21 protein-coding genes and 1 pseudogene are annotated in these 25,278 nt (G+C 47.1%); 9 read left to right on the top strand and 13 right to left on the bottom strand.

Annotated elements, in window-relative coordinates:
* Positions 1-27: 27 nt before the first annotated feature.
* The 5 genes from LPW36_RS06645 to LPW36_RS06625 all read right to left on the bottom strand — a co-directional run bounded on the left by LPW36_RS06645 (position 28) and on the right by LPW36_RS06625 (position 10,862).
* Positions 28-1,395 carry a hypothetical protein gene (locus LPW36_RS06645; protein WP_230608726.1) on the bottom strand — a complete coding sequence of 456 codons (1,368 nt, stop codon included), beginning with the start codon at positions 1,393-1,395 and terminating at the stop codon, positions 28-30.
* Positions 1,392-7,715: a protein kinase domain-containing protein gene (locus LPW36_RS06640; protein ID WP_230608725.1), complete on the bottom strand. Its 6,324-nt coding sequence runs from the start codon at positions 7,713-7,715 to the stop codon at positions 1,392-1,394. Before LPW36_RS06640 ends, LPW36_RS06645 begins: the two co-directional genes overlap by 4 nt.
* Positions 7,716-7,736: 21 nt before the next feature.
* Positions 7,737-8,366, bottom strand: a complete 630-nt coding sequence (locus LPW36_RS06635; protein ID WP_230608724.1) for a 4Fe-4S single cluster domain-containing protein — start codon at positions 8,364-8,366, stop codon at positions 7,737-7,739.
* On the bottom strand, positions 8,366-10,207 hold the full coding sequence (locus tag LPW36_RS06630; RefSeq protein ID WP_230608723.1) for an AAA family ATPase: 1,842 nt from the start codon (positions 10,205-10,207) through the stop codon (positions 8,366-8,368). Before LPW36_RS06630 ends, LPW36_RS06635 begins: the two co-directional genes overlap by 1 nt.
* A 253-nt stretch (positions 10,208-10,460) precedes the next feature.
* Positions 10,461-10,862 (bottom strand): hypothetical protein, encoded by a 402-nt coding sequence (locus LPW36_RS06625; protein ID WP_230608722.1) that lies wholly within the window; start codon positions 10,860-10,862, stop codon positions 10,461-10,463.
* Between the two features lie 322 nt (positions 10,863-11,184).
* Between LPW36_RS06625 and LPW36_RS06620 the strand changes: the two genes are divergently transcribed.
* The 4 genes from LPW36_RS06620 (at position 11,185) to LPW36_RS06605 (ending at position 13,978) form a co-directional block, all read left to right on the top strand.
* Positions 11,185-11,835 (top strand): 4'-phosphopantetheinyl transferase family protein, encoded by a 651-nt coding sequence (locus tag LPW36_RS06620; protein WP_230608721.1) that lies wholly within the window; start codon positions 11,185-11,187, stop codon positions 11,833-11,835.
* Positions 11,836-11,893: 58 nt separating this feature from the next.
* A complete protein-coding gene (locus tag LPW36_RS06615) occupies positions 11,894-12,628 on the top strand; it encodes a hypothetical protein (RefSeq protein WP_230608720.1) in 735 nt (244 codons plus the stop codon).
* 22 nt (positions 12,629-12,650) lie between these two features.
* Positions 12,651-12,884, top strand: coding sequence for a hypothetical protein (locus LPW36_RS06610; protein ID WP_230608719.1), 234 nt, complete (start codon positions 12,651-12,653; stop codon positions 12,882-12,884).
* Positions 12,885-13,666: 782 nt separating this feature from the next.
* Complete coding sequence (locus LPW36_RS06605; protein WP_230608718.1) at positions 13,667-13,978, top strand: hypothetical protein; 312 nt, start codon at positions 13,667-13,669, stop codon at positions 13,976-13,978.
* Between the two features lie 70 nt (positions 13,979-14,048).
* Here LPW36_RS06605 and LPW36_RS06600 read toward each other — a convergent pair whose 3' ends face one another.
* Positions 14,049-14,792, bottom strand: a complete 744-nt coding sequence (locus LPW36_RS06600; RefSeq protein ID WP_230608717.1) for a hypothetical protein — start codon at positions 14,790-14,792, stop codon at positions 14,049-14,051.
* Between the two features lie 114 nt (positions 14,793-14,906).
* Here LPW36_RS06600 and LPW36_RS06595 point away from each other — a divergent pair, with 114 nt between their 5' ends.
* From LPW36_RS06595 to LPW36_RS18075, 5 genes are all read left to right on the top strand, one after another.
* Complete coding sequence (locus tag LPW36_RS06595; protein ID WP_230608716.1) at positions 14,907-15,827, top strand: Gfo/Idh/MocA family protein; 921 nt, start codon at positions 14,907-14,909, stop codon at positions 15,825-15,827.
* Positions 15,828-15,891: 64 nt separating this feature from the next.
* Entirely contained in the window at positions 15,892-17,052 is a 1,161-nt protein-coding gene (locus tag LPW36_RS06590; RefSeq protein ID WP_230608715.1) for a serine hydrolase domain-containing protein, read from the top strand.
* A 106-nt stretch (positions 17,053-17,158) separates the two neighbouring features.
* Entirely contained in the window at positions 17,159-18,193 is a 1,035-nt protein-coding gene (locus tag LPW36_RS06585; protein WP_230608714.1) for a hypothetical protein, read from the top strand.
* Positions 18,193-18,765 (top strand): LemA family protein, encoded by a 573-nt coding sequence (locus LPW36_RS06580; protein ID WP_230608713.1) that lies wholly within the window; start codon positions 18,193-18,195, stop codon positions 18,763-18,765. The genes LPW36_RS06585 and LPW36_RS06580 overlap by 1 nt, the downstream gene beginning before the upstream one ends.
* Positions 18,766-19,001: 236 nt before the next feature.
* Entirely contained in the window at positions 19,002-19,250 is a 249-nt protein-coding gene (locus tag LPW36_RS18075) for a DUF1540 domain-containing protein (RefSeq protein ID WP_476738493.1), read from the top strand.
* A 310-nt stretch (positions 19,251-19,560) separates the two neighbouring features.
* Here the strand turns inward: LPW36_RS18075 and ggt are convergent, their stop codons facing one another.
* From ggt to LPW36_RS06545, 7 genes and pseudogenes are all read right to left on the bottom strand, one after another.
* Positions 19,561-21,288, bottom strand: coding sequence for a gamma-glutamyltransferase (gene ggt / locus LPW36_RS06575; protein ID WP_230608774.1), 1,728 nt, complete (start codon positions 21,286-21,288; stop codon positions 19,561-19,563).
* A gap of 209 nt (positions 21,289-21,497) precedes the next feature.
* The gene (locus tag LPW36_RS06570) at positions 21,498-21,893 is read right to left on the bottom strand and encodes a GFA family protein (RefSeq protein WP_230608712.1); all 396 of its coding nucleotides are present in this window, start codon (positions 21,891-21,893) and stop codon (positions 21,498-21,500) included.
* A gap of 89 nt (positions 21,894-21,982) precedes the next feature.
* Positions 21,983-22,957, bottom strand: a pseudogene (gene rlmF, locus LPW36_RS06565) (23S rRNA (adenine(1618)-N(6))-methyltransferase RlmF).
* Between the two features lie 419 nt (positions 22,958-23,376).
* Complete coding sequence (locus LPW36_RS06560) at positions 23,377-23,766, bottom strand: hypothetical protein (protein WP_230608711.1); 390 nt, start codon at positions 23,764-23,766, stop codon at positions 23,377-23,379.
* A complete protein-coding gene (locus tag LPW36_RS06555) occupies positions 23,747-24,307 on the bottom strand; it encodes a LemA family protein (protein ID WP_230608710.1) in 561 nt (186 codons plus the stop codon). Before LPW36_RS06555 ends, LPW36_RS06560 begins: the two co-directional genes overlap by 20 nt.
* A 13-nt stretch (positions 24,308-24,320) precedes the next feature.
* A complete protein-coding gene (locus LPW36_RS06550) occupies positions 24,321-25,199 on the bottom strand; it encodes a hypothetical protein (RefSeq protein ID WP_230608709.1) in 879 nt (292 codons plus the stop codon).
* Positions 25,169-25,278, bottom strand: a 110-nt coding sequence (locus LPW36_RS06545; protein ID WP_230608631.1) for an IS1 family transposase, incomplete at its 5' end; no start/stop codon positions are given. The genes LPW36_RS06545 and LPW36_RS06550, both read right to left, overlap by 31 nt.

The following is a 25,278-nucleotide window of genomic DNA, read 5'->3' as shown; positions in this document are numbered from 1 at the left end:
TATGAGCGCTAAGTATAGCAACCCCCTTTAGTCAAGACTACGGCTCCCCTCTCCACGATAGTGGTAATCCGCCTGCTCCGCTGGTGCATCTGCCGGTCTGGCAACTTTAAGAGGAGAGGCCCCTGCCGCCATAGCGCGCTCCACGGTAAATCTATCACCGGTTTCTGCCAGTATCTGCTGAAGCTGTTGATGTTCACCACACCAGATTGATTCAATGTCCTCATCACGCTGGGTATCCCGCTGTTCTGAAAACGCCACAGCCCGAACCTGAAAACGTTCGCTGCCTTTAGCACCCGCTAATTCCAGACCGTAGCCCGGTGTCGCCGGTTTACGAATCACCACTTTGCCATCATCCAGCCATGCTTCTGCGTCGCTTTCACGAACTTCATAACCTAATTTTGCCAACCCTTCCAGAACGGCTTCACGTCTGGCTAAGGCAGCAATATTTTGCTGCTGTTGTTCTGTGGCGGCCTGTGCGGCGGCGATAGCTTCAACCAGCGGTGATAACTCGCGGGAAGTGAGCGCCAGATTCAGTCGCTCAATCAGTACGGTCACCTCAGAAGCGTGATAACTCTCCAGCCCGGCTATCAGCAAACCAAGCTGCTGCCTTTTTTCCATCAGGGCTCTGGCGTTGCGAGTAGCCTGTGCTAAATCCAGAATCAGTGAATCACTTAGCATGTTCCAGTTTGGATCCTGTACCTGCCGTTCCAGCTCCGCTGCCCGCTGAATAAAAGAAGCGATATCCTGTTGAGGGTCCAGCACCGCCAGTTCGGCAATATGTCGATCAATACGCTGCAAAGGATGACCAGGATAATGGTCATCCTGCTGAACGCTGGCCTGAGTGTTTTCAGACTCTGGTTCTTTTAAGCGCCGGGCCAGTACCTGTTGAGCCTCCGTCAGGCGGGTGGGCTGTTGGCCAATCATCATGACAGCCTGGCTTAATATCTGTTCTGCACTGCCGGTTTGTTCACCTTTTGCCACTGCGGCAAGCTGTTGTAGCAATGCCTGCTGTTCCGGCATTCTCTGTTGCACAAGGTTTAACAACATTGCTGCATTTTCCTGCTGCACACGCTGATGTTGACGTTGCACAGGATGTTGTTCAATCAGCGCTTCCTGCATCTGCTCAATATCCTGACCAATAAACTCAATCATCCCGGGGATTTGTTCGGTTAAGCGGGCAAACGCTTCCGCACTATACTGGCGGATATTCTGTTGATATTGCTTTATCTCCTGAAAACGCTGGCGTATCTGTTCTATCTTTAGTGTATCCGCCTCAGTATATTGCCGGTTAATCGCTTCCCATTGCTTCATCAGTGCGCTCAGGCAGGCCATTGAGCGGCGGTACTCTGCGATATCCTCACTTCTGGCACGAATAATATGTACTGATGAACTCATGGGGCTTCCTCGTTTATGTTATGAGAGGTCACAATCGCTGCCTCGGGCTGTTCTGAATTAATTGCCTGTAAAATGGCCTGTTTTAAACGAACCTGTTCCTGTGGGCCATGGTTATACCAGTTTTGTATTGAGATACGATGGCGGAATGGGGTAACCCGTTTCAATACTGACGGACGCCATAACTCACGCGCTCTGGCATGTTGTAATAAGCCATGACGCGGCATATCGCACTCAATTCCCAACAGATAGCGTCCCGTTAGCGGATCTTCAATAATACAGTCAAAATAGAAAGCGCCTTCCTGACGGGACTCCGCAATCAACCAGCCCTGAGAACAGATATACTCAACAACTGAGGCAATAAAGCCATCCTGTTGTTCTGCCTGTGCCCTGCCCGCTAATTCTGTCCGGTTCATTCTGGTCAATAGCGCCTGACCGCTGGCGAATTCACCCGCCGACAGGCTACGGGCGTATTCCAGATACCCTTGCAGAAAATCGCGGGGAATATCAGGCTGACGACGAGTAGAGAGTAAATCCGAGATCTCTTCAATTGGCATAGAGGACATAATCATGACCTGCTTTCTGGCCCGGGTAATCGCGACATTTAACCGCCGTTCTCCCCCCTGTTGACCGAGAATGCCGAAGTTACGGCGAAAAGTCCCCTGCCGGTTACGTCCAAAGGTGGTAGAGAAGATAATCACATCCCGCTCATCCCCCTGTACGTTTTCCACATTCTTCACAAAGAACGACATATTTTCGTCATCTTCCAGCCGCTGCTGTTCTTCATAGTAAGCCAGACGGAATCCCTCATTCTGTTCCGCTTTTGCTTCCAGTACGTTTTGAATCAGCTGCGCCTGCTTCTGGTTAAAGGTCACTACACCAACAGAAGGGCGCTGTGCATAAGGTTGTTGCCAGATTTCTGCCAGCGTCGCGGCAACCTGCTCCGCTTCCTGCTGATTACTCTGGTTTTGATACAGCCCATTCACCATCATCAGGGAAACGGGTTTAACTGAGCCAATAACTTTGCCGGAATGCTGTACCGGAATATTTAAACGGTTTTCATAGAAGGCATGATTGGAGAAGTTAATCAGCTCCCGATAGGCGGAACGATAGTGAATTTCCAGGGTTTGTACCGGTAATACGGTTCGGGCCAGATGCAGCAAGTCCGGACAGTCGCTAATTTGTCGATAGTTCCAGCTCTCGGCGGCTTCTTCCTGCTGGTTGTTGTCCACTTCAAGCTCATCGTCGTTATCATCAGCATCCTCATCAACAATCCCCCTGCCGGAGAAGAACGTGGATGGCGGCATCTGCTTCTCATCACCGCTGACCACCATGTTACGGCTGCGAAACAGGGTGGGAAGGGCATATTCTACCGGCATCTGCGAGGCTTCATCATAAATCACCGTATCGAACAGCCCGGCTTTTAACGGTAATACCTGACTGGCAACGTCCGGGGTCATTAACCACACCGGTCTTAGCTGCATTAGCCCCAGCGTACTACCCTGCTCCATAAACTCCCGCAATCGCCGCGCCCGTTTTCCCGTCAGACGGGTGATCTCTTCCCATGCCCGCAATGGGCTAATATGATGAGTCTTGAAAACTTCGGTCAATTCCAGCCGGTTCAATGCCCGCATCTGGCTATCCGCCTGTGCCAGTTGTTCAATCTTGTCATTGATAGTGCTCTGTTCCTGCAACAGTATGGGTGAGCGCCATTCCAGTTGCTGCTTCCAGACTAAGCGCACTTCACGATCCAGCGCTCTGGCAACCACCAGCTCCAGTTGCGATTGACTGAAACCTTTCAGAGCCTCCTGCTGTTGACGCAAAATTCCCAGCACCGTCAGACAAGTATTATCCAATTGAGCCGCCACGGGGCGAAACTGTTGATAAGCAGCCAGAGAAGGTAACGCTGTTGTAATGGCGGTAAGCGCGTCGGTCAGCGGATGATTATGGTTAATCGCTAACGTAAATTCATCCGTTGCCGATGCTTCCAGCCAGTCTCGCAGGTTTTCCAGCGCGCTTAAACTTACAGCCCGCGCCTGACTGCGCTCAATAGCAGCGATGATTTCCTCACATTCACTCTCAAACCCCGCTTGCTGACGCTCAATAATCGCCGGCACCAGGCGGTTAATATCCGGAGAAACAGACAGCGGCTGATACAGTGAAGCAATGTGTCGGAAATCCCTCAGGGTGGAACCCAACTGATTAGCCAGCTCCAGACTGTCTGGCAGCTCTACCTGCGGCAAGCTCAAACGCTGATGCAGGCGATTAAGCTCTGTTCTGACCCCGCGCCATTGCTGTTCTGAACGTGCAGAAATCAGTAAACGAACCACGGTGTCATGACTGTTTTGTAACCCTCGTTGCAACAAAAATGCGTTCAACTTACTGCGACGCAGGTAATAAAACGGATTCAATGCCTGCAAAAATCCGCGCTTTTCGGTTTCTGCCGCTGCTGCTGCAATGAGCTGTAATAACTGCTGACTGTCACAATGAGCCAGAGGTTCAAACAGCAGTGGATCGCTGCCGGAAGAGTCTATCTGCTGTAACCGACCAGACAATTGCTCCAACTGGGCCAGTATCTGCTCACCCTGCACAATGCTACCGTTATAAGCGTAAAATAACGGTAACCACCGGGCCAGATTCTCCCACCCGGCGAGAGTTAACAATGTTAGTGATGCCCGGCAATTGGCTAAACTTTCCCGGTGCTGACTCTCTTCCGTTACCTCGAAAGCGCGATGCGGGTTAGCCAGAATCACATCCCTTTGTCGCTCCACCTGACAAAACTGCTCAAAGCGGTGGGTAAAATCAAGCAACGTTGCCTGATTCGATAAGAAGGGACTCAGCTGTGCCAGCGGGCTCTGCTCATAATTTGCTTCCAGCCATAGGGCGATACCGGGAATAATCGCCTGCTTAATCACTTCAATTTGCTCAAAAGAGCAATGCTGCACTATTGGTTGTAACGCAGGAATCTCCAGACGATCCGGGGAGGCTTCCAGCTTCATCAGCTCACCTAACAGTGAGCGATAGCTAATACCCATTTGCTCATCGGGTTGATACAGGGCTTGATAATAGTTATCCAGCTCCTGCTCCAGCCTGTCGAGATGGCGACCGCTATTTTCTCTGGAGGTGACCCACGGATTTACTTCACCGGTTTCAGCGGGTTTATACAGTGTCTCAAGCTGGGCCCGCACGTTACGGATAATGGTATCGCGATCTTTTTGTGCATCTTTAACCATTACAATCCGGTCGCCCAGCCCACCCGCCATTATGCGTTTAAACACCACTTCAAGGGCCGCTGGCTTCTGGCAGATAATTAACAAACTGCGTTTTTGCCCAATGGCATCGGCCACCATATTAACGATAGTCTGACTTTTGCCGGTGCCCGGAGGGCCTTCAATCAATAATCCGGGAGCATTGCGGGCTGCCAGAACGGCAGACTCCTGAGAAGGGTCGCTGGCGGCGGTAAAATAACATTCACCGGCACCGACAGGTTGCGCTACGGCACTCACTTCACGATTCAGGCCCAGCGCCGTTTCCAGCGAGGTTCCCCCCGGAGATTGAGTGCTGAGTTGGCGTAAATCTTCACTGATAGCCTGACCAATAAAAGAGGCGTGAAACAATACCGCAGAGCACACCAGTTGACTGGCATTTTCCGGAACTTCAACATCCAACGGCGGTAACCTGACCAGCTGATTTTCTCTGGCGGCCACCAGTGAAGCAAAACTCTCCATCACCTCTTCAACACTTAAAGCCGCCTGACTCAGCAGTTGGTCTGCTACCTCTTGCCAGCGCTTTATTGCCGGAATACCAACAAAATTCTCCAGCGCCGGGTTTAAACGTACCGCCCCCCGATCGTGATCGAAACGCAGGCTGGCAACCCCTCGAATACCGGCTTCCATATTGATATTCACCGGCCACAGCAGCAGTGGCGCAATCCGCGGTTTCATCTGTTTAGGCTGGGTATTAATCAACAAAAAAGGAAAACCAAGATACATGCCGTTAATGCCGGTATCCCGCATATAGAGCTGAGTTTGGGCGTTCAAAGCACGTAAGCGCCCACTGACCAGTTCATTATCCAGCAGGGTTTGACTATCAACGGGAATCGCCTGCCGGTTGCGCGTCAACAGATGGTTAAGCAGCGCTTCTGAGCTTTTTTTCTCGCCCCCCAATTCATAAAGGTCCACTCGCCCTGCGTGGGGGCTGATACTCATACGAACCAGTGAGCCGCGCATGGTGGAGGCGGTAATTTTTCGGGTAAAGAAATCCAGAACCTGATGAATATAGCGCTGCTTTTCCGGCACCATCCAGTGCTCTGGCGGAATCGCCAGCATCACCAAAACCTGTTCCAGTGGCAGGCGACGCGTCAGTAAAAAGCGTTCGGCCCAACTATCAATATCGGCAATATTACTACGGTTAAAACCATCCAGACGATCCGCCAACTGCTGATAAATATCAGCGCGAGGAAGCGTTAATAATGCCCGCGACTCTTCCCTATCGAAACTCATCACGTTATAGCGTTCTGCTAACCCGCTGGCTTGCACCAGCAAACTTTCTGCTGAGGTAAACTGCCCGATATCCGCACTCAGCAACAGAATCAGCTCTTCTTCGTTCAGATTACGCCTGTCGATCAGCGTTCTCAGTCCATTATGGGTAGTATCCGGGAAAAGCTTGCGCTGTTCCTCCCAGATAGCCAGCAATCGTGCCCGGGAAGTGGCCAACAAATGAATGCGCAGAGCCTCTTCATCGAAGGCTATTTTCAGGCTTTTTCCCCGCTGCCGAACTTTTACCTGCCGTACTTTGATTTGTGACAGCCAATGGCCCGATTCCATCTGACCAAGTAAATCGGGCAATGAGCTGAGTAATAATTCATAACCTTCCAGCGGATGTTCCAGCAGCCAGGAAGGAGTAACTATCTCCCCCTGAAGAATCAGCGGCATATTTGGATTCAGCAGCTTTAACACCAACATCAGGCGATAGTTATCATCCAGGTCCGTTAACTCAGCCACCTGCTGCAACATGGTTAATAACGAGTCAGCCAATCCTACCTGTTCTGCCCATGAGGTAATGGCACCGCGCTGCATCAGCTCCAGAGCCTCTTGCCAGCATTGATGTTTAGCGGCTGCCAGGGCAAAAATGGCAGGTTGAGTATAGTGTTGCTGGTTTAGGGTAATGCCAAAGTTTTGCTTACCGGAAACAGAGAGGGTTTCATCCGCTACCGCAACCGGTCGGCCCTCCAGCCAGGCTTGTACCTCCGGCCACTGCCAACGCTGGTGACGATCGCGAATTAATAATCCACGCAGCAGAAGGCGTAAATTCGCATCAAGGGTTTCAGGCAGCGTCACGCCATTGGCCAGGACCTGAATTAAAAATGCATGTGGATGAATATTTTCAAAGCAGCGCCCCTGAGTCACCTGCTCCAACAATATAATGCCTAAGCTCCACCAGTCAGACGCAGCAGCAACGCCGCCCGCTAACGTTTCTGGGGCGCTATAGCGACTAATATCAAGCGGAGAAACAATATCCAAATCAAATTCAGACAGACAGGCCGAACCAAACTCGATAATTACAATATCCAGCGGATGACGGGTACGGATCAGCAGGTTACCGGGCCGAAGGTCGCGATGGCGCAAGCCATGCTCAGAAAAACTGGATAATGCGCTACCCAATTCACGCACAATATGGGGTATTTCATCCGGCAGCCAGAAATCCCCTCGGGTTGCCGAGTCTGCCAGTGAGCCGCCGGTTAACTCTTCGGCTACTTGCCAGGCCCGATCGTTCCAGCGGCCTGTTTCTATAATATCCGGGACATGTTCATGGGGTAGCCTGCGAATAACTTCATAGATGGCCGGGTCGGGTTCTGCACCATAGGTATACAGGGTTAATACCGCCTGCTGACCGCTTTGTTGATTCTGTACCTGATAACGTTCACGAATACTGTCATTGCGGTTAATTCGCCGCAGAATTTGCCAGTTGCCAATGCGGGTCACCGTATTCGTATCAACCCCTTCGGTAATATCGGGTGCTGAAACATCAAAATTATCTAAAATAACGGTGGCAGCATCCGCGCCGCACAACATACAAATTAGATCCCCTTCCTCCATCAGATGACCATTCTGGCAATGAGTAGCCGCAGATGGGATTACGACACTTTCTGTCGTCTCCTGAAGGACATCTTCCACACTAACAATGGCGACAGGCCGCCAGCCTTCGGCATGGACGGGCTCAGAAGAGAGATCCCAACCGCAGGAATGATCGTCAATGTGCCCCTCACAGAAAATTTCTGTTAATGCACGTTCCGTGTGGCAATTTGGGCAAAAACGCATCATAGCGATAAATTCCGGACCGGGTTATTTAGTGATGGGGGCGAAATGATGCCCCTGCTGTTGAAGAATCGCCTGTAAACGAGTCATATCATCGCGACGGGGAATACCTATCAGGTTAACAACACCCTGCCCATCAATAGTCATATCCAGTACTTTTTCTTCATCATTTAACGGCCGATCAAAGTCACGAAAGTTTGTCTTTCCTGACTCCGTCAACCGGTGTAAAACCTGATTATCACTGCCTCTAAGCCTCATAGTCTGTGGGCTATGCTGCTCAAAGGGGCCGGAAACCAGTGCATCAATCAGCCCATGCATCGCATTAAGATGCGTACCAATTGCCGCCAATGAATAGCCGCTAAACACCAGAACGTCGCCGTGAAAATCCTGGCGAATAGCGCATAACAGTGCACTTAATGCTTCAGGCTGGTCGAAGGGCTCGCCTCCGGAAATGATGATGCCATCCGCCTGTGAATACCAAGGCGCTATCTGTTCTATCAACGTATCAATGGCTATCTTGTCGCGAGTAAAGCGCCAGGTTTCTGGTGAGAGGCAGCCAGCACAACGAATCGAGCACCCCTGAAACCAAATACCAATACGTTTTCCCGGCCCCAGCGTAGTGACCGGAAAATGCAAACGCGACAGGCCAACGACCATCAGAACGGCTGTCCCTGCTTAGTCAGTGCTAATTGTGTTGATTCGCCGGTGAGTAAACCTGCTATCTGGTAGCTATCTCCCGGCTGGGCATCCATATCAAACAGGGCTCGGGAAAGAGGATTAACCAAATGCGCTTCCAGATGGTTACGAATCCCCCGTCCACCGTTAGATAAATCCGCCAGACAGAGTTGGCGTAAGGCATGTAACGCTGTCTCGCTGATGGTTACCGTCAAATCAAGCTTGGTTAACCCTTCCAGCGTATTCTCCACCATCTGACTGAATATCTGCTCTGCCACATCGGGACGAATAAAATCAAAGACAATTATATTTTCCCCAATACGGTTAAGCAGTTCAGGACGATTGAGCACCAGCTTAAAGTGGCGCTCAATTTCTGCTTTGACATTTTTTTGTACCGTTTCAAAGGGTTCTTCTGGCCGCACGTTAGCAACCCGTTCGCCGCCACTATCCAAACGGTAAATGCCCAGATTGGAGGTAAAAATAATCAGCGCTTCAGAAAAATAGACCCTATCGCCACGACCGGAAGTCAGTACACCATCATCAATAATCTGTAGAAATTTATCCATCAGCCGTGGGTGAGCTTTTTCTATCTCATCAAACAGCACGACGCTAAACGGCTTTTCCCGAATGGCGTTAGTTAATTCACCGCCAACGTTATAACCAATATAACCCGGCGGTGCACCAATCAGGCGTTGGTCTGCATGTTCCGCGCTAAATTCTGACATATCAAAGCGGATGTAGGCACTTTCATCACCAAACAGCAATTGAGTAACGGTTTTCGCCAGTTCAGTTTTCCCCACCCCGGTAGGCCCGGCCAGAAATACCACGCCCCGCGGTCTTCCCCCCTGCTTTCCGCCACCGACCCCGGTTACAGCTCGCTTAATAATGTCCAGCATATGGGTAACGGCGTGAGTCTGCCCCTTCACCCGTTTTTGAATGATAGTTCCGGCGCTACGAATTTTATCTTTTTCAATTTTTAACCACGGATCTTCAGTGATACCGACTTTATAACGGCGAACCGCATCGCTGATTCGCTCCTGACTAACGCCCTCAATACGAGCCAGTTGAGCAATGGCATTCATATCCAGCAGCAATAACCCTTCGGTTTCATCAACAAAATCCTGCGCGATTTTTTCTTGCATTGCGATATCTTCAGGCTGCCCCGGTAATGAACGCAGCAGCGCTGGTGCTAATGCCCGACGGGCAATGCGATCCGGTTTAGCAACCGGGATATGGCGAATACGCGGATTATTGATCAGAAACCAGTCAGGTAAATCACCCTCTTTTTCCACCACCCACAGTACAGTATTAAAGAAAGCCTGACGCTGTTCACCACAGGGGCGCGCACGAGCCTGATGGGAAAGCACCAGCGCACGGGTAAACAGGTTATGTTCTACAGGAGAAAGGTTATCCCGGTGGTTAATCAGACAAGAGGCAAAATCGACAATCAACGCAACCGGCTCTCCCGGTAGTTCAATTAATCTCTCCAGCGTACTGCTCAACAGATCGATCCCACCGCTAACGCGCCCCTCAACCACGTTAAGACCAAGCTGACTGAGTAACTTCTGCGTGGGAACCGGATCCTCCCCCGGTGGTACCATTGGCGAAAAACCATTGAGCGGATTAAACACAATGATATGCCGATAGCCCGCCTCTCTTAGCGCATTATGTAACGCATGATTAAAGGGGAGAGGGGTCACTACTTCGGGAGTAATTTCGCTGGCCTGAAGATCCCGAACATTACCAGAAAGCACAAACTGGCTTTTCAGTGGTAGAAAGCGGAGTAAATCACGCATCCAACGAGGCTTCTGATAATGCTGCATTAAGATTCCTTTCTGTTCTTTTTCTGAGGGTGTGGTGATTGTACTCCCTCAGAATAAAAATCCGAACCATCCGGATAGCCGATTCAATATGGTAAATATTTAGCCATTATTACAGACAGAATAACGTCGTCCAATGTATTCGTTTGGTTAATAAAAACACACGAAAAAACAGAAGGATAATTTAAAAGGGAGAAAACCATCAGGAGAAAAAATGATAATGGATAGTTATTAAATAACTATCCGTTAAATTATCTTATTTATTATAAAGTTGTTGCTGCGCTAATAAACGGTTTTGAATTTCTTTATTCAGATCGGATACCCAATCGTTGTAACCACTTGGTACTTTATCAGTGCCAGAATTCAGATTCTGACTACCAACATATTCAATTGAATAATTAGCTAATGTATAAGGAATACGGATTTCTGCCAAACTATCATCAGTGACCAGCTTGCCGATAATCAACCCGTCACGCATCTTTTTCATTTCCCAGTGCTGCGCTCTGCCTGAATCAATAATCGCTTTTTCTACTTGAGGCATAACAAAAGCACCATTAATATCTGAGTTCACATTACGGGCGACTCGGGTACTACAACCTGCAATAAGCGCAACTGCCAGCACACCCAGCAGCAATGACTTTATTCTTTTCATATTCATGCTATCTGCTCTCCATTAATATATCTCTGAACTAACTATCAATAGTTATTCATATGTCCTGATTATTACCTGCCTGAATAATACTGCAATACTTTACCATTTAGCTACTGAGGAAAAATATCGTTTTACGATAACTAATTAAATTTTATGGAATAACTCGATAAACCAAAGCTATTTCAAGAACAAACGCATTACTGACCTGAAATCTTTATGGCTTTTTGACAGTACAATTCCGCAAGCCTATCATGACACAATGAATCTAAACTCAACGAAAATTACCATCGCCACGCTACGCCTACCGAATGAGGAATGGCTGCCATCGATGCAATCGCGGCTTCCGCTATCCATACGGCAACAAGGGGAACAGTTTAACCCTAAGCGTCGCCAGCAATTTATTTCAGGTCGTTGGCTGTTGGCCGAGTTGATGTTCCATCAGTTGGGCTGCTCCGAACTTCCTGCTGTCCTTACCTCAGATAATGGACGCCCAATATTTATTGATGCCGGATTGCCTGATTTTAATATCAGCCACAGCGGTGAATACATTATGGTGGCGCTGACACAAAACGCTCGAATAGGGCTGGATGTAGAACACATTCGCCCCAGAAGAAAACTGATGGAATTAGCACAATACAGTTTCAGTGATAATGAATATCAGTGGTTGAGAAACTTACCGGAGTCAAAACAGACCGACGGTTTCTGGCAACTCTGGACCCTGAGAGAATCAGTACTAAAACTCTCCGCTAAAGGCGTCTGGCAGATGAAGCAAATTCAGGTTATGCCACAAGAGAAAAAGCTATTTGCAGACTTCCAGCCCGAGCTGTTTTGCATTACCAGCCGCCATCAGGATATTGCCTGGGCTATCAGCACTAATTTGCCCATTCAGCATATTGAAAGCTGGCTGGCAGACAGTGAAAAGTGTGCACTTATCCCTATGGCATTACCGGAGTTAGTGGGGTTCACTACACCAAAGTAGCCTAAAAAATGCTATAACAAACTATCAGGAAAACAGACAGGGAATTTTCAGCTCAATTATGGCACTCTCCATCGATAAACAGATCGCGTTATTAGAAGAACTCGCCAGTCAAAACGTAATTACCGATCAGGAAAGACGAAAAGCAACGGCCTGCCTGTTATCCGGAACGGCCAACAGCTTTGACAATGAATCAAGTGCTATCACCTGGTTGCTAAATAACAAAATTATTGACGCACTGCCAGAAGAGAGAGCTTCTGAAACAACACCATCAGCGGCACAACTCTCGGCCAGAATCACTCAACCAGAAAACCGCGTTAGCCCTCAGCAACAGCAACATATCGATTTGCTGACTCAGCTTCACAATACCAATTTTATTGATGACCAACAGTTTGTTGCCGCCCGCTCGCTGCTTTTAAGCAATAATAATCTTAAATTTAATACCTCTTACCGCCTTTTCTTATGGCTGGTGGAACAGGGAATTGCTCAAGAGCAAGCCGACCATGCGGCAACCCAGCACTCGATACAGCGAGAAGCCAGTGAACCGGTAGTGGTTCAGCAGCCACCACCAGGAACAGTCAATCAGCCAAAGAAAAAGAGAGGATTTATAAAGGGTAAACTGTTGCCCTTTATTATATTTATGATGTTAATTAGCTGGGTAAATAAATGCAGCAAGACGAATAATCCTGCTTCTACACCTCAGCGTTCTGAATCTATTGCTCCATTGCCGGTAGCTGATATTCCACCGACTTCGGAGCACCATCAACCCGTTCGGAACAACCAGTACCTTCAATAGCAGAGCCGATAGTGGTGGCAAATTGCGATCATCCAATGATTATTCAGAGCGTTTTAGCAGCACTGAAAAAACACTTGGTGAATGTGAGGTAGCAACAGATCCTTATTATATATGCCCGCTTGCAATTGATTATGACGATAGCCTGTTTAGCCGACTGGGCGAAACCCAAAAAAATAAAGAGCTGGAATTACATATCGATATGCCAGTCATCAAGAAAGACGATAAATGGTATCCAACGAATGGATTCTTCAGCTAATTCCTTAAAGCCTATCGGGATACCCACCCGGCTGTCAGTGAGGAAAATGGACGGAGGTTCACTCTGATTCACCTGACTCCCCGATCATTCGAGCCCATTAACTGAATTAGCCATCGGGCGATGTCAGGCAATCAGCAGATTCACATTATCTACTGGTTTCCTGGCTAAAAAATTTGGTTTAAATGTATCCATTTAATAACTTTCTGAGTAATTATTTAACGATATTAAAAATGAATAAATCGTGTTTATTTATCCCTACCTCTTTATCAGTCACTTTGACTACTATCTGATATCAGATAGGGTAACTACCATCGGGTCTTTTTATTCATTATCAATAGCCAACAGGTATCCTTTAAAAGACAACAACCCAATTAACATTAACTTAAATATATATTCATTACATAAAAAACCATACATTAAAAACCCCAATAAATCGTTAAAAAAATTATCAACAAAGAACAAATACAAGTAAAATCAATGTAATAAATAAAATTAATTAACATAATTTATATTAATATAGAAAAACTATATTTAAACCTTATATAAACGATCTCCAAAAAATAAAAAAAACAACTTTAAAATTCATTCAGAAATCCCCTATCCGTTATCAGACAGCGAAAACAAAAAACAACACAACTATTATATTCCCACACCCCGTATAAATGACGCGAAAAACAAATATGTTGTTCGCGTTTGCTGCATCTAAACGATGGTAACAACACATCATTATTAGATAAACGCTAATTTCGGGTAAACGAACACAGTCTAACGGAGCTATCCACATGAGTAAGAACGCCAGTTTATTAGTGAATTCAGGAAGCAGTACCTCTCAAGTTATTTCTCTTAATGCCCAAAAAACTATCAAGATAAAAATCCAACCGGGAAGTAAATATGTTCTGAAAAATGAAGATGATAACTTTGCACCAGAGAATATAACGCTCCAGCGTAATGGCGATAATCTGAATGTAATTCTTGAAGGTGATTCAACACCAGCAATTGTTATTGAAGATTACTATGCCACAGGTAATGACCAGACCTTACTGGGTATGGCCGAAGACGGTCAACTGTATGCCTATATGGTGACCGATGGTTAATTAATATATCTTCTATTTCGGGGGTAGTTATCCCCGAATATTCCTCTTTATTCATAATATATAATCCTTGTCAGCTATTGATATAGCTAACAACTTCTTCCATCAAATATTGATGTTCACCCTTGTTCCACTGATTCACTCGCTGGCGAATGTCGTCACGTTGAGAGGAAGTTAACTGATAACGGGTGATGTTCTCCAGTATCTGGTTCTTTCTTTTCGCATAATATTGCAACAATCTTTGCTGCTGTTGTTCATCATTACTGTTGTCGCTTTGCTGCTGTAAAAATACGGCGCTTAACGTTAAGAAAACGCACTGTCGTATCGCCAGATACCCTGTCATCTGTGAGTTTTCCGCCCGATCCGGCGAGAACATAGCGGCTAAGTCTTCCGCTGCTTCCACACTATCAAACTGTAAAGCATAGAAGTAGTGCATCAGCATAAGAGCGGTATGGTGTTGGGTGTGAGATATCCGCGCCAGAGAAAGGTGGCAAAATGCTAACTGATGGAGGTTATCTTCGATATCTTCACGTTGACCATAACGTTCTACCAGTTGCCTGAATATTTCGGCGGCTTTATCCAAATCTTGCTGCACGGTGTTACCCGATAAGTACAGCTGTGCCTGTACCAGACTGGCGGGCAGGTAATCTTTTGCTAACAGTTTATTCAGCCAGTACCAAAGCTTTTGCGGCTGATGTTGCTCTGTCAGATAGAAGTCGGTGAGTGCCAGCATATAGGTCGGATCGTCAGTCTGTTCAGCCAGATCTGTCAGGTACTGTTCTTTTATTTCAGAAGAAGGTATTGATTTATCTATCATTTTAAATAGTGGGATCGTTTTATAATCAATGTGATGACAGGAATTGATGAGGGAACCTTACCTGCTTCATATAAACTAAACAATATCAGAAACTTTTTATTCTCTGGAGAGATGATGTCTCAATTACGCATTGGTGTTGCCGGGTTAGGCGGTATTGCTCAAAAAGCTTACTTACCGATACTCAGCCGGAGTGAAAACTGGGCGCTGGTTGGGGCGTTTTCGCCAAATCAGCAAAAGGCTAAAGTGATTTGTGACAGCTACCGTATTTCGTGCTTTTCCAGCTTGTCTGAACTGGCTCGTCACTGTGATGCGGTTTTGGTTCACAGCAGTACCGCCAGCCACTTTCAGGTGGTTAGTGAACTGTTAAAACTGGGGGTACATGTTTATGTTGATAAGCCGCTGGCGGAAACTCTGGAGCAGTCAGAGCAATTGATTGAACTGGCTCACCGACAGCAAAAAACCTTAATGGTTGGTTTTAACCGACGTTTTGCACCGCTGTATCAGCAGCTTAAACAGCATATGGCTCAAGCTTGTTCTTTACGTATGGATAAACACCGAACCAATAGCGTAGGACCAAATGATGTACGTTTTACCATGTTGGATGATTATCTGCATGTTGTAGATACAGCCCTCTGGTTGGCTGGTCAGGACGCTAAACTGATGAGTGAACAGTTGCAGGTAAACCAGGAAAAACAGATGCTGTATGCTGAACATCACTTCCGCTGTGGCAATCTTATTGTGACTACCAGTATGCATCGACAGGCGGGTAGCCAGCGAGAAAGCGTACAGGCAATCGCTTCCGGAGCGGTTTTTCAGGTTGATGATATGCGCCGTTGGCAAAATGAAAGCGCTCAGGGAATCATTGAATTACCGGCTCCTGGCTGGCAAACCACCCTCGAGCAGCGCGGTTTTGACGGGGCGATTCGCCATTTTATTGATACAGTAAGTAATCAGACTCAGGCTGAAACCTCCGGTGAACAAGCGATTTATGCCCAGAGGATTGTAGAACAACTTCTGCAGAGCTGTGGTGAGTAACCTAAAATAGATATATTCCGAGATGAATTACCCGGCTTAATACCCCGCCAACGAGGATACGACTATGCAGCGTTCTTTAGATAAAGTCATTGAGGAAGCCATTCAGCCAGAAGCGGGCCTGACGCCAACTATTGTTGGTACAGTGGTATTAGTTTCACAGTGTGGAAAACGGTTATATCAACGGGCAGCCGGATATGCCGATCGGGAAAACCGGATCCTGATGATGATGGATACATTGTTTCGTTTATCATCGGTCACTAAACCTTTTGTTACGGCAGCGGCAGGCGTGCTGCTGGAGCAAGGGAAAATTGAACTGAGCGATCCTGTTACTAAGTGGTTGCCTGATTTTACGCCATCTTTACCGGATGGTAGCCAACCCGATATTACTATTGCCCATCTGCTCTCTCACTCTGCTGGGTTAAATTATGGTTTTTCTGAAGAACCTGATGGCCCTTATCATCAGTTGGGGGTTTCAGATGGGCTGGATATTTCCGGATTAACGCTGGAGGAAAATCTGCAACGTATAGCCAGCGTGCCGTTGCTATACCCACCGGGAACATCAATGCAATATTCAGTGGCAACGGATGTGTTGGGGGCAGTGATTGCGCAGGTGTGTGGCACTAATCTGGCGGAGGTGATTCATCAACTGGTCACGGAACCACTGGGGATCACCGAGAGCGGGTTTATGGTTTCTGAACCGGAACGGCTTGCGGTGCCTTATGTCAACAGTTCACCAAAGCCAAGAAGAATGGAAGCCGATGAATGGCTGGTGGATCCTGAAGCCGGTATTGCTGGCGGCATCCATTTTTCTCCCGGCAGGGCGCTGGAGAGCACGGAGTTTTTTTCTGGTGGGGCCGGTATGGTGGGAACAACAGAAGATGTTGAGCGGCTATTACAGGTGTTCAGGACCGGAGGCCATCCACTGTTTGGTAAGCAGACGCTAAACCAGTTATTAACCGATCGGGCTGGAGAGCTGGAGTTCAACCCTGGTTGGGGGTTTGCTTCCAGCTGGCAGGTGTTAAGAGATCCACTGTTAGCTAACTCTCCACAGTCGCCGGGTACTATCGGTTGGGGAGGCGTATACGGCCATAGCTGGTTTATCGATTTTGAACAGGATCTCAGCGTGGTGGTGATGACCAATACTGCTCCGGAAGGGCTGTTTGGGGAGTTTATTGAAGATATTCGCGATGCGGTTTATATGGCGTTACTGGCCAAGGCATCCTGATATGAGGAGTCGCTACCGGATGTGATGGTTGATGATAATGTGTGGTGGAAAATAGGGTATGATAGCCAGGATATTGGCCAATATGACAAGGATGTAACCATTCCATATGGTTGAACCTAAAACCCATAATCAAAAACTGAGCGCGCTTTTAACTTCGGTAAAAGAGAAAGTAAGTGTCGCGCAGGATCAACAGCAACTGATTGATGCCATTGAGCAGGTTAAGGCTTTTGGCGGACCGTTAAAATTTAACCACGGTAAGCGCTATGCGGTGGCTATTGTTGCCGTGCTGGCTGGTTTTATTATCGCGGGTGTTCAATGGTATCAGTATCGTCATCTGAGTAGCGGTACCACCATTTTGCTGGTGCTACTGGCAATTACGGCGATCGCCATGATGGTTTGGAGCTGGCGTAAAAACGGTTCTATTAACAAACTGGCGGATGAGCTGTTTCAACAGGATTTACTGTTTGATAACGGTCTGCGACAGGTCGCTGTTGAACCGGAAGAGGCCGTGGGCGAATTAATGTCACGGTTTCACGAGTTTAATCGGGGCAACTACTCACAAGAGATTAAGGCATTGTATCAGGGGCATTATCAGGGAAAAGATCACGCCTTTGATTATCATTTTTACCATTTCCACTATGTGGATAAGCGAACCACGGTAACCACTGACAGCAAAGGGCGGCCCAGAACTCATACAACCTACGATCATTACGACCGCTATGGCATCTATTTACTCTTTAATTACGTCAGCAGTTTAGCTTTGGTTGGTAAATCGGTGAGCGGGTTGTCTGGCTCCATCTATAAGCCCGCCTCTAATCGCTTTAATAAGCTTTATCGTGTGGTTGGCGATAGCGAAATGACTGCAGCAAAATTTCTTAAGCCTGCTCTGGTGCTTGCCTGTGAGGAAATTTCAGCCACGTTGAGTGAGCTGAATTTTGAATTCAATTCACAGGCTGAACTCTGCATGTCCTTCAGGGACAGCAACGTAATTACGCTGGAAAGAAGCAGCGATTTTAATGCCCCTGATGATTTTATTCAGTTAATCAGGCAGCATAACGAACTACCAAAGCTAAAAGCAGCATTAGCGCATATTGAAACTTTAATGGTCTATTCAGACAGTAACTTCAGGAAAACTTCATAATGTTAGAACTATGGATCCCTTTAGGCATCATCGTACTGGTGATTGTTATTGGTATCGTGATTTATAACGGTATCGTTAGCCGCATGAACGCCGTCGCCCGTGCCTGGGCCGATGTCGTGGTTCAGGAACGGCAAAAGAACAATATTATTCCCGATCTGGAAAAGATTGCTGCCCAGTACAGCCAGTATGAGTCATCCATTATGGCCAAGGTGACTGAGCTGCGCACTTCCCTGAATCGTCTGAATACTGAAGATATGGATCTGGCAATGCTGTCAGAAACCCGGACTAAAACCAGCAGCCTGTTAAGCGGGCTGTATGCCGTAGCAGAAAACTACCCGGACCTGAAGGCATCATCTTTATATAACAATCTAATGGCTGAAATTTCAGAACAGCAGGAGAATATTGGTGCTGCTATCCGCATCTTTAACCAGAATGTGGAAGATTTTAATAACGGCATCGAAGTGGTACCCAATTCGCTGATTAACAGCCTGTTTAATAAAAAGAGAAAGCTGAAGACGTTTAGTGATGCACAGGCTGAGAGCGGGTTTGAGTATCGACCGGATATACATTGATGCTTTGGGTGGTGTTTTAGCGTTGAGGTTTGAATGTTTGGTCTGGTGTAAGTTTCGCCGCTTTAAGTGTTGTGTTTGTCTTGGCGGTGGAGCTTGCGTCGAGCAAAGGGGCGTTGGGGCGAACGCCCCTCTGCACTCCCCGCGCCTGCGCAGCCGATTGTTGACCGCCGCGTTGCGGCGGCAACCTCAGTCAGCAAAAAAATGACGCACCGGCGCAGAGCCGGAGTACTCGCCTCATCCATGAGGCTCGGCCCTTTGGGCCAGCACTTTGTGCTGTTCAAAATTGCTCCTACAATTTTGTCCGACGTCGCTGCGCCTCGACCAACATTCATGTTGGTCGTGCTACTTTTTTATTGGCTGAGGCAACATTCGGATGCTTTAACCTGAAGGGCAAAGGGCAAAGGGCAAAGGGCAAAGGGCAAAGGGCAAAGGGCAAAGGGCAAAGGGCAAAGGGCAAAGGGCAAAGGGCAAAGGGCAAAATATAATAATAAATGCCTGAATGAATCATCTGACAGGTAGTTAGCATTGCCAATCGGAGGGAGAGACCGCCGTGGGGGTCGACTTGGCGTAAGCCAACGACAAACAGGCTTCGCCTGTTTGAACAGCGCTAGCGCTGGCCTGAAGCTCTCTGAACTAGAGTACAAATGGTCTTCCGGCCGAGCACAAAGATAATATGAGCAACACCGTGTTTACGGCCGAAATACCCACAGCAGCCAATAGTAAAATATCAATCGGCGGGCTTAGCCCGCCGAACACCAGAATCAAGTGCAGATGATCTTCCGATCGAAATATTACTTAATACCCCGCCGCTAAATCATCCTTAGACCTCGGGTCCGCTGCCCCAAACAGCCCTTCTGGCGTAACAATAATACTCTGTGTGCTGCCCATTGTTGGTTTAACGCTGACTTTATGGCCCTTTTTCTCTAACAGCTTAATAGTGTCAGTACTGATGCCTTTCTCAACCCGAATCTCTTCCGGCAGCCACTGATGGTGAATTCGCGGTGCGTTAGTCGCTTCGGCGATATTCATATTGAATTCGATGGTATTAAGAACAATCTGTAATACCGTCGTAATGATACGGCTACCCCCCGGACTACCCGTTACCAGAACCACTTTGCCGTCCTGAGTCACGATGGTTGGTGACATAGACGACAGCGGACGTTTACCGGCCTGAACCGCGTTGGCTTCGCCACCGATTAAACCATAAACGTTGGGAACACCCGGCTTGGCGGAAAAGTCGTCCATTTGGTTATTCAGCAAAATACCGCTTTTTCCCGCCACAATACCGCTACCAAAGTTAGTATTCAGGGTATAGGTCACCGCAACGGCATTACCCTGAGAGTCAACTACCGAGTAGTGAGTGGTTTGGTCACTCTCATATGGCTCCAGCTTGCCCGGCTTGATCGTGCTGGATGGATTAGCCTTATCGAGATGAATCTGTGAAGCTAACTGTTTAGCATATTTCTTACTGGTCAGCGCGCTAACCGGTACTTTAACGAAGTCCGGATCGCCCAGATATTCTGAACGGTCGGCATAAGCATACTTCATCGCTTCTGACATAACGTGAATAGCATCAGCGCTGTTTTGCCCCATGGCTTTCAGATCGAAGTTTTCCAGAATATTCAGAATCTGAATAATATGAATACCGCCCGAAGAAGGGGCTGGCATTGAGTAAATTTCATAGCCCTTATAGGTACCGGAAACCGGCGTGCGCTCAACGGCTTTATACGCGGCCAAATCCTGTTTGGTAATCAGACCGCCATTTTTTGCCATCTCGTCGGCTATTTCATCGGCAATCTTGCCCTGATAAAAAGCGGCGGGACCGTCAGCGGCGATCATACTCAGGCTGTTTGCCAGATCGGCCTGAACCAGCGTATCACCCTTTTTCCACGGAGTACCATCCGGTTTAATAAAGATGGCGCGGCTATTAGGGTTATCAAGCAGAACTTCCTGACCATAAACCGCTAAATCATCTGCCAGCGCATCATTTACCACAAAGCCCTCTTTTGCCAGCTTAATGGCAGGCTTTAATAGTTCTGCCACGGGTATTGAGCCATATTTCTCATTGGCTAAAGCAAAACCGGCAACGGTACCAGGAACCCCTGACGCCAGATGGCTGGTGAGTGATTTTTTGCTGTCAGCGTTACCTTTTTCATCCAGAAACATATCCCGCGTCGCTTTTGACGGTGCCATTTCCCGGAAATCGATAGCGGTTGTTTTGCCATCTTTGGTACGAATAAGCATAAAGCCACCGCCGCCAATATTTCCGGCCTGCGGATGAGTAACCGCCAGCGTATAGCCAATAGCCACAGCGGCATCGACAGCATTACCCCCCTGTTTCAGTACCTCGACTCCTACCTGAGTTGCAGTGCTATTAACGGAAGAAACCATCCCGTTTTTTGCATACACCGGGTGGAAGATATCCTCTTCAACACCGTAGGAGACGACTTTCGCAGCTAATGTTCCCTGCCAGAACAGCAGAAAAGCTAAGATCAGATATCGCACACTGCCTTTTCTTAACATACTCAACATAACGTTTCCTCTGTGATGAAATAGCTCAGATTTGTAACAATAAATTTACATTAGAGGATTATTCAGGCTTTGACCAGCAAAGAAATGGCAAGAACAGGGGCAGAAATTTGGGGGACATCACGTTTTAAAACAAAACAGGCGTTTTGTAATAATCAATGGAACAAAAATCGATTCAGGGGCATTGCCCCTGAACGTCATCTTTAAGGGCGTTCTTCAAACTTGGGATTATCGTCACAGAGATCTTCCCATTCCGCTTTTGAAGCGGTGAAAATATGCATCTTCTCTGCCGGATTAATGTGTGTGTCCAGCGTACCTATTCGCAGACGATAGGCTTCGGGTTGATTATCTCTGGCGCTGTAAAGTGGAGAGCCGCACTCACCACAGAAAATACGATGAACTCCCGGAGTAGACGAAAAGCTTTTTAAACTCGCTTTGCCGGTTAGCAAAGTGAATTTGTCAGAATGAATCAAAGCAGCGGAATTAAACGCCGTTCCCGTTGCTTTACGACACTTAGAGCAGTGACAGAAAAAGAGCTGATTAATGGGTTCATCTAATTGATAAGTTACTGCGCCGCACAGGCAACTGCCTTTTAACATGATACGCTCCGGGTTGATAATCATTGATAGATTAAAATATATACTTATCGGCTGATGCTGCAAATCTGGCAACGTCAGCCTTGATTACATCAGGCCTTTTTCCAGTGGGTGACGGCCCATTGTTCCTGCTGTTCATTGGATAAGAAAGTCCATGCCACAATACGGCTGGCTTTCTGCCCCTAGGCCATATCGATGGTTTTTATCTCAGTGGCTCCCGCATAACGCAGGGCATGATACAAAATTGGTAAGGTGGTTTTTTTAGATACCAGTGTAGTAAACCACAGGCACTGTCGGGCAAAAGTTGCGCTTTCCTGTGCCATTTGACGTACAAACTGTTCTTCTCCCCCTTCACACCAGAGCTCATGATTCTTACCGCCAAAGTTAAGTACCGGCTTATCGTCATTTTTCAGATGGCCTAAATTGCGCTGTTTTTTCAGGTTAACCGCTTCGGCCTCCTGAGCGGAAGCGTGGAACGGGGGATTACACAGGGTTATATCAAACCGGTCAGTGGGTTTGATTATGCCGCTGAAAATACGCCCGGCTTCTTTTTGCAGGCGGATATCCAGTGCTTTCGAAAGGTTACGGTTGGCTTCTGCAATCAGTTTGGCGCTGCTGACCGATACCGGATCGATATCGGTACCTACAAATTTCCAGCCATAGCTGATATGACCAATAATTGGATAGATGGCGTTAGCTCCAACGCCGATATCCAGCGCATGAACTGAATTACCCCGTGGAATTTGTCCGCCATTATTTTGTGCCAGAATATCTGCCAGATAGTGAATATAGTCGGCCCGACCGGGAATCGGCGGGCAAAGGTAGCCTGCCGGAATATCCCACTGTTCGATATGGTAAAAGTGTTTTAGCAGCGCTTTATTCAACATTTTGACTGCCGCAGGATCGGAAAAATTGACCGATAGATCGCCATACTTATTGGGCGAAACAAAAGGGGCAAGTTCAGGGCAACTGGCCATCAGCGCAGGAAAATCATAGCGTTGGCGATGCAGGTTATGCGGGTGTAATTCTGATTTTTGCGTCGGAAACGGCTTTTTAGATGGCGTCATAGTGGGGTCAGCTACCATTGCAGAAGGTGAAACGTCAGGCTCAGTTAACTGAACCACAATGGGGGCATTGTACGTGAATTAGAAACCGACTGGCAGAAGAAATCAGCTTTGCACTTCAGGTGATTTTTTTCACCCGATTCACCAGATAAATACCGGTGCAGACCAGCACTAATGCCACCGCATATTTCCACTGGAAAATATTCTTTTTCAGTAGCTTAATTGCCGGATAGGCGCTTCCCTAAAGCAGACAGCAAAAAGCAGCCGCATGTTTTTGGGTGAAGAATACGCTTTTGTCCTGCACGGCGATGTTCCTGTTTAACGGTCATATAAGACGGTAATGCTATGGCTGTAGTCGCACATGCTGGACGAATTGAAACGGTATTTCAAGTTTTAAAATCAATGGGATGAAATTGGGATAGTTACCGCGATTTCTTTTTCTTTGATGTACGCTTTTTAGTGCCGTTGTCTTTTACCAGCGTTAAATCACCTACCATGCCCGTCAACCTCGGGTGATTAAACATCACAAACACCGTACAAGAGATAACATTCACTATCCAGGAGAAGAAGATATGCATACCGGCAATGCCGGAAAAAGCAAAAATCATACAGACAATAAATCCGGGAAACAGCGCCAAAGCCAATCCTCCGGCAATAATGCCGAAAAAAGTTTTTAAGAGTGGAAGGCGAATAAATAGCGCAATAATAAAAGCCGCTATCAGTACACCAAACGAGGCAACAAATGCCATCCTCGCCGGTTCATTTTCAATAAATTGGGTAAAACCAAACAGCTCAAAGGGTAATTCCATCATATTGTTTCTCTCCCTCAGTGATATTCAATAATGAACGGGTTTGGTAGCCCAGCAGTTTGGCCAGAATGATATTGGGAAACTCCTGAATGCCAATGTTATATAACATGACGCTCTGGTTAAAAAACTCCCGACGATCGGCGATGCGGTTTTCCAGCAGAGAGATCCGCTGTTGTAATGCGACCAGACTGTGAATGGATTTTAATTCCGGGTAGTTTTCCGCCAGCATAAAAACCTGGTTGAGTAACGTATCGGTTTGGTTCGTCACCTGAACCTTTTCTTCCGTTTTTCGGCTGTTCAAATAGCGGTCGCGTAATTGAGCTAACTGAATAAACAACTCGCTTTGGTGTGTCATTACCTTTTCTGCCACTTTAATCAGTTCAGGGATCTCATCGATCCGCTGTTTCAGTAATACATCAATATTGGCAAAAGACTTTTCCACATAATTTTTGAGCATCACGATTTTGTTATACAGCACCACCAGATAGCGAACGACCAGTAGAGCCAGCACCACAACAATAACCAATGCAATCAGTGAATTCATTTCATTCATCCTGTTATGGTTTTAGCCAACTGAAAAACGGCGACTGCCAAAAGTTTAGCGTTAGCGTGTGACCATCAAAGGTATAGGGGATGGTTAATATGATAGCGATCAGAAAAGCGGTAGTACCACAAAACACCAGCACGGTATTTACCAATGGGCGGCTTTTATTCCACATGGACACCTTGGTCACGGGAGATATAGCCAGAATATTTTTTATCCGGTCTTTAACAATAACGACCTGATTGTTTTGCTCACTGGCTGCACCAATCAACATCATTTTGTCATTATTAAACAATGCATACTCCGTATAACTACGGCCACCATACTCCTGTTCGGCGGAAGGAGAAAAACTCACCAGTTCCAGACCTTCCGGTACAATAGAAACCGTTCCGGTATCATCTGTGATTTCAAACGGCAGATACTCTTCTGAAGTGGAGATCAGGCGATAGTGCTTATCACCATCTGAGTCCCGGCTGACTTCATGTATTGTATAGTAATAAGCAATACACTTTTCTTTACTGAGCGGGGCGGCGACCTGCTTTGATGACGATACTTTCCCTTCAACTTCAACCAGCCCCATGGCCAGTGAACGAATTTTCGATGTGGGTAAGATTTGCTGTAACTTAAAAAACTGGCCTTTAGTGGTGGGTTTCAGCCAGGAAATAATAAAAATCAGCAAAAACAGGCCAACGAAAGCGATAGGGCCGTAGCTTAATGCACCGTAAAAAATCAGTAGCAGTAATCCGGAGGCAATAAATTTGAGAATGGTTTTTGGCGTGGATTGGCTTTTTTGCTGTTCTTCAATAAAACGCTCTTTTAATCCGCTGAAGAATTGGTAGATAAAAGGGTCGTGACGCAGATTTAGTGGTAATGATTGATCGTCAGATACCATCCGATGATCTTATCGTGCATTTCTTCTGACTTTGAGAAGCAGATAGTCTTGCGGGTCAACCGTTTAAGATGGGTTCGCA

This window comes from Limnobaculum eriocheiris, assembly GCF_021010575.1.
Lineage (GTDB): Bacteria > Pseudomonadota > Gammaproteobacteria > Enterobacterales > Enterobacteriaceae > Limnobaculum > Limnobaculum eriocheiris.
This window is presented reverse-complemented; position numbering and strand designations above follow the sequence as displayed.

Excerpts from the sequence above, each read along its gene's own strand:
- LPW36_RS06645 (WP_230608726.1), bottom strand. The coding sequence starts at position 1,395 with ATGAGTTCATCAGTACATATTATTCGTGCCAGAAGTGAGGATATCGCA.
- LPW36_RS06640 (WP_230608725.1), bottom strand. The coding sequence starts at position 7,715 with ATGATGCGTTTTTGCCCAAATTGCCACACGGAACGTGCATTAACAGAA.
- LPW36_RS06635 (WP_230608724.1), bottom strand. The coding sequence starts at position 8,366 with ATGGTCGTTGGCCTGTCGCGTTTGCATTTTCCGGTCACTACGCTGGGG.
- LPW36_RS06630 (WP_230608723.1), bottom strand. The coding sequence starts at position 10,207 with ATGCAGCATTATCAGAAGCCTCGTTGGATGCGTGATTTACTCCGCTTT.
- LPW36_RS06625 (WP_230608722.1), bottom strand. The coding sequence starts at position 10,862 with ATGAATATGAAAAGAATAAAGTCATTGCTGCTGGGTGTGCTGGCAGTT.
- LPW36_RS06620 (WP_230608721.1), top strand. The coding sequence starts at position 11,185 with ATGCAATCGCGGCTTCCGCTATCCATACGGCAACAAGGGGAACAGTTT.
- LPW36_RS06615 (WP_230608720.1), top strand. The coding sequence starts at position 11,894 with ATGGCACTCTCCATCGATAAACAGATCGCGTTATTAGAAGAACTCGCC.
- LPW36_RS06605 (WP_230608718.1), top strand. The coding sequence starts at position 13,667 with ATGAGTAAGAACGCCAGTTTATTAGTGAATTCAGGAAGCAGTACCTCT.
- LPW36_RS06600 (WP_230608717.1), bottom strand. The coding sequence starts at position 14,792 with ATGATAGATAAATCAATACCTTCTTCTGAAATAAAAGAACAGTACCTG.
- LPW36_RS06595 (WP_230608716.1), top strand. The coding sequence starts at position 14,907 with ATGTCTCAATTACGCATTGGTGTTGCCGGGTTAGGCGGTATTGCTCAA.
- LPW36_RS06590 (WP_230608715.1), top strand. The coding sequence starts at position 15,892 with ATGCAGCGTTCTTTAGATAAAGTCATTGAGGAAGCCATTCAGCCAGAA.
- LPW36_RS06585 (WP_230608714.1), top strand. The coding sequence starts at position 17,159 with ATGGTTGAACCTAAAACCCATAATCAAAAACTGAGCGCGCTTTTAACT.
- LPW36_RS06580 (WP_230608713.1), top strand. The coding sequence starts at position 18,193 with ATGTTAGAACTATGGATCCCTTTAGGCATCATCGTACTGGTGATTGTT.
- ggt (WP_230608774.1), bottom strand. The coding sequence starts at position 21,288 with ATGTTAAGAAAAGGCAGTGTGCGATATCTGATCTTAGCTTTTCTGCTG.
- LPW36_RS06570 (WP_230608712.1), bottom strand. The coding sequence starts at position 21,893 with ATGTTAAAAGGCAGTTGCCTGTGCGGCGCAGTAACTTATCAATTAGAT.
- LPW36_RS06560 (WP_230608711.1), bottom strand. The coding sequence starts at position 23,766 with ATGATGGAATTACCCTTTGAGCTGTTTGGTTTTACCCAATTTATTGAA.
- LPW36_RS06555 (WP_230608710.1), bottom strand. The coding sequence starts at position 24,307 with ATGAATTCACTGATTGCATTGGTTATTGTTGTGGTGCTGGCTCTACTG.
- LPW36_RS06550 (WP_230608709.1), bottom strand. The coding sequence starts at position 25,199 with ATGGTATCTGACGATCAATCATTACCACTAAATCTGCGTCACGACCCT.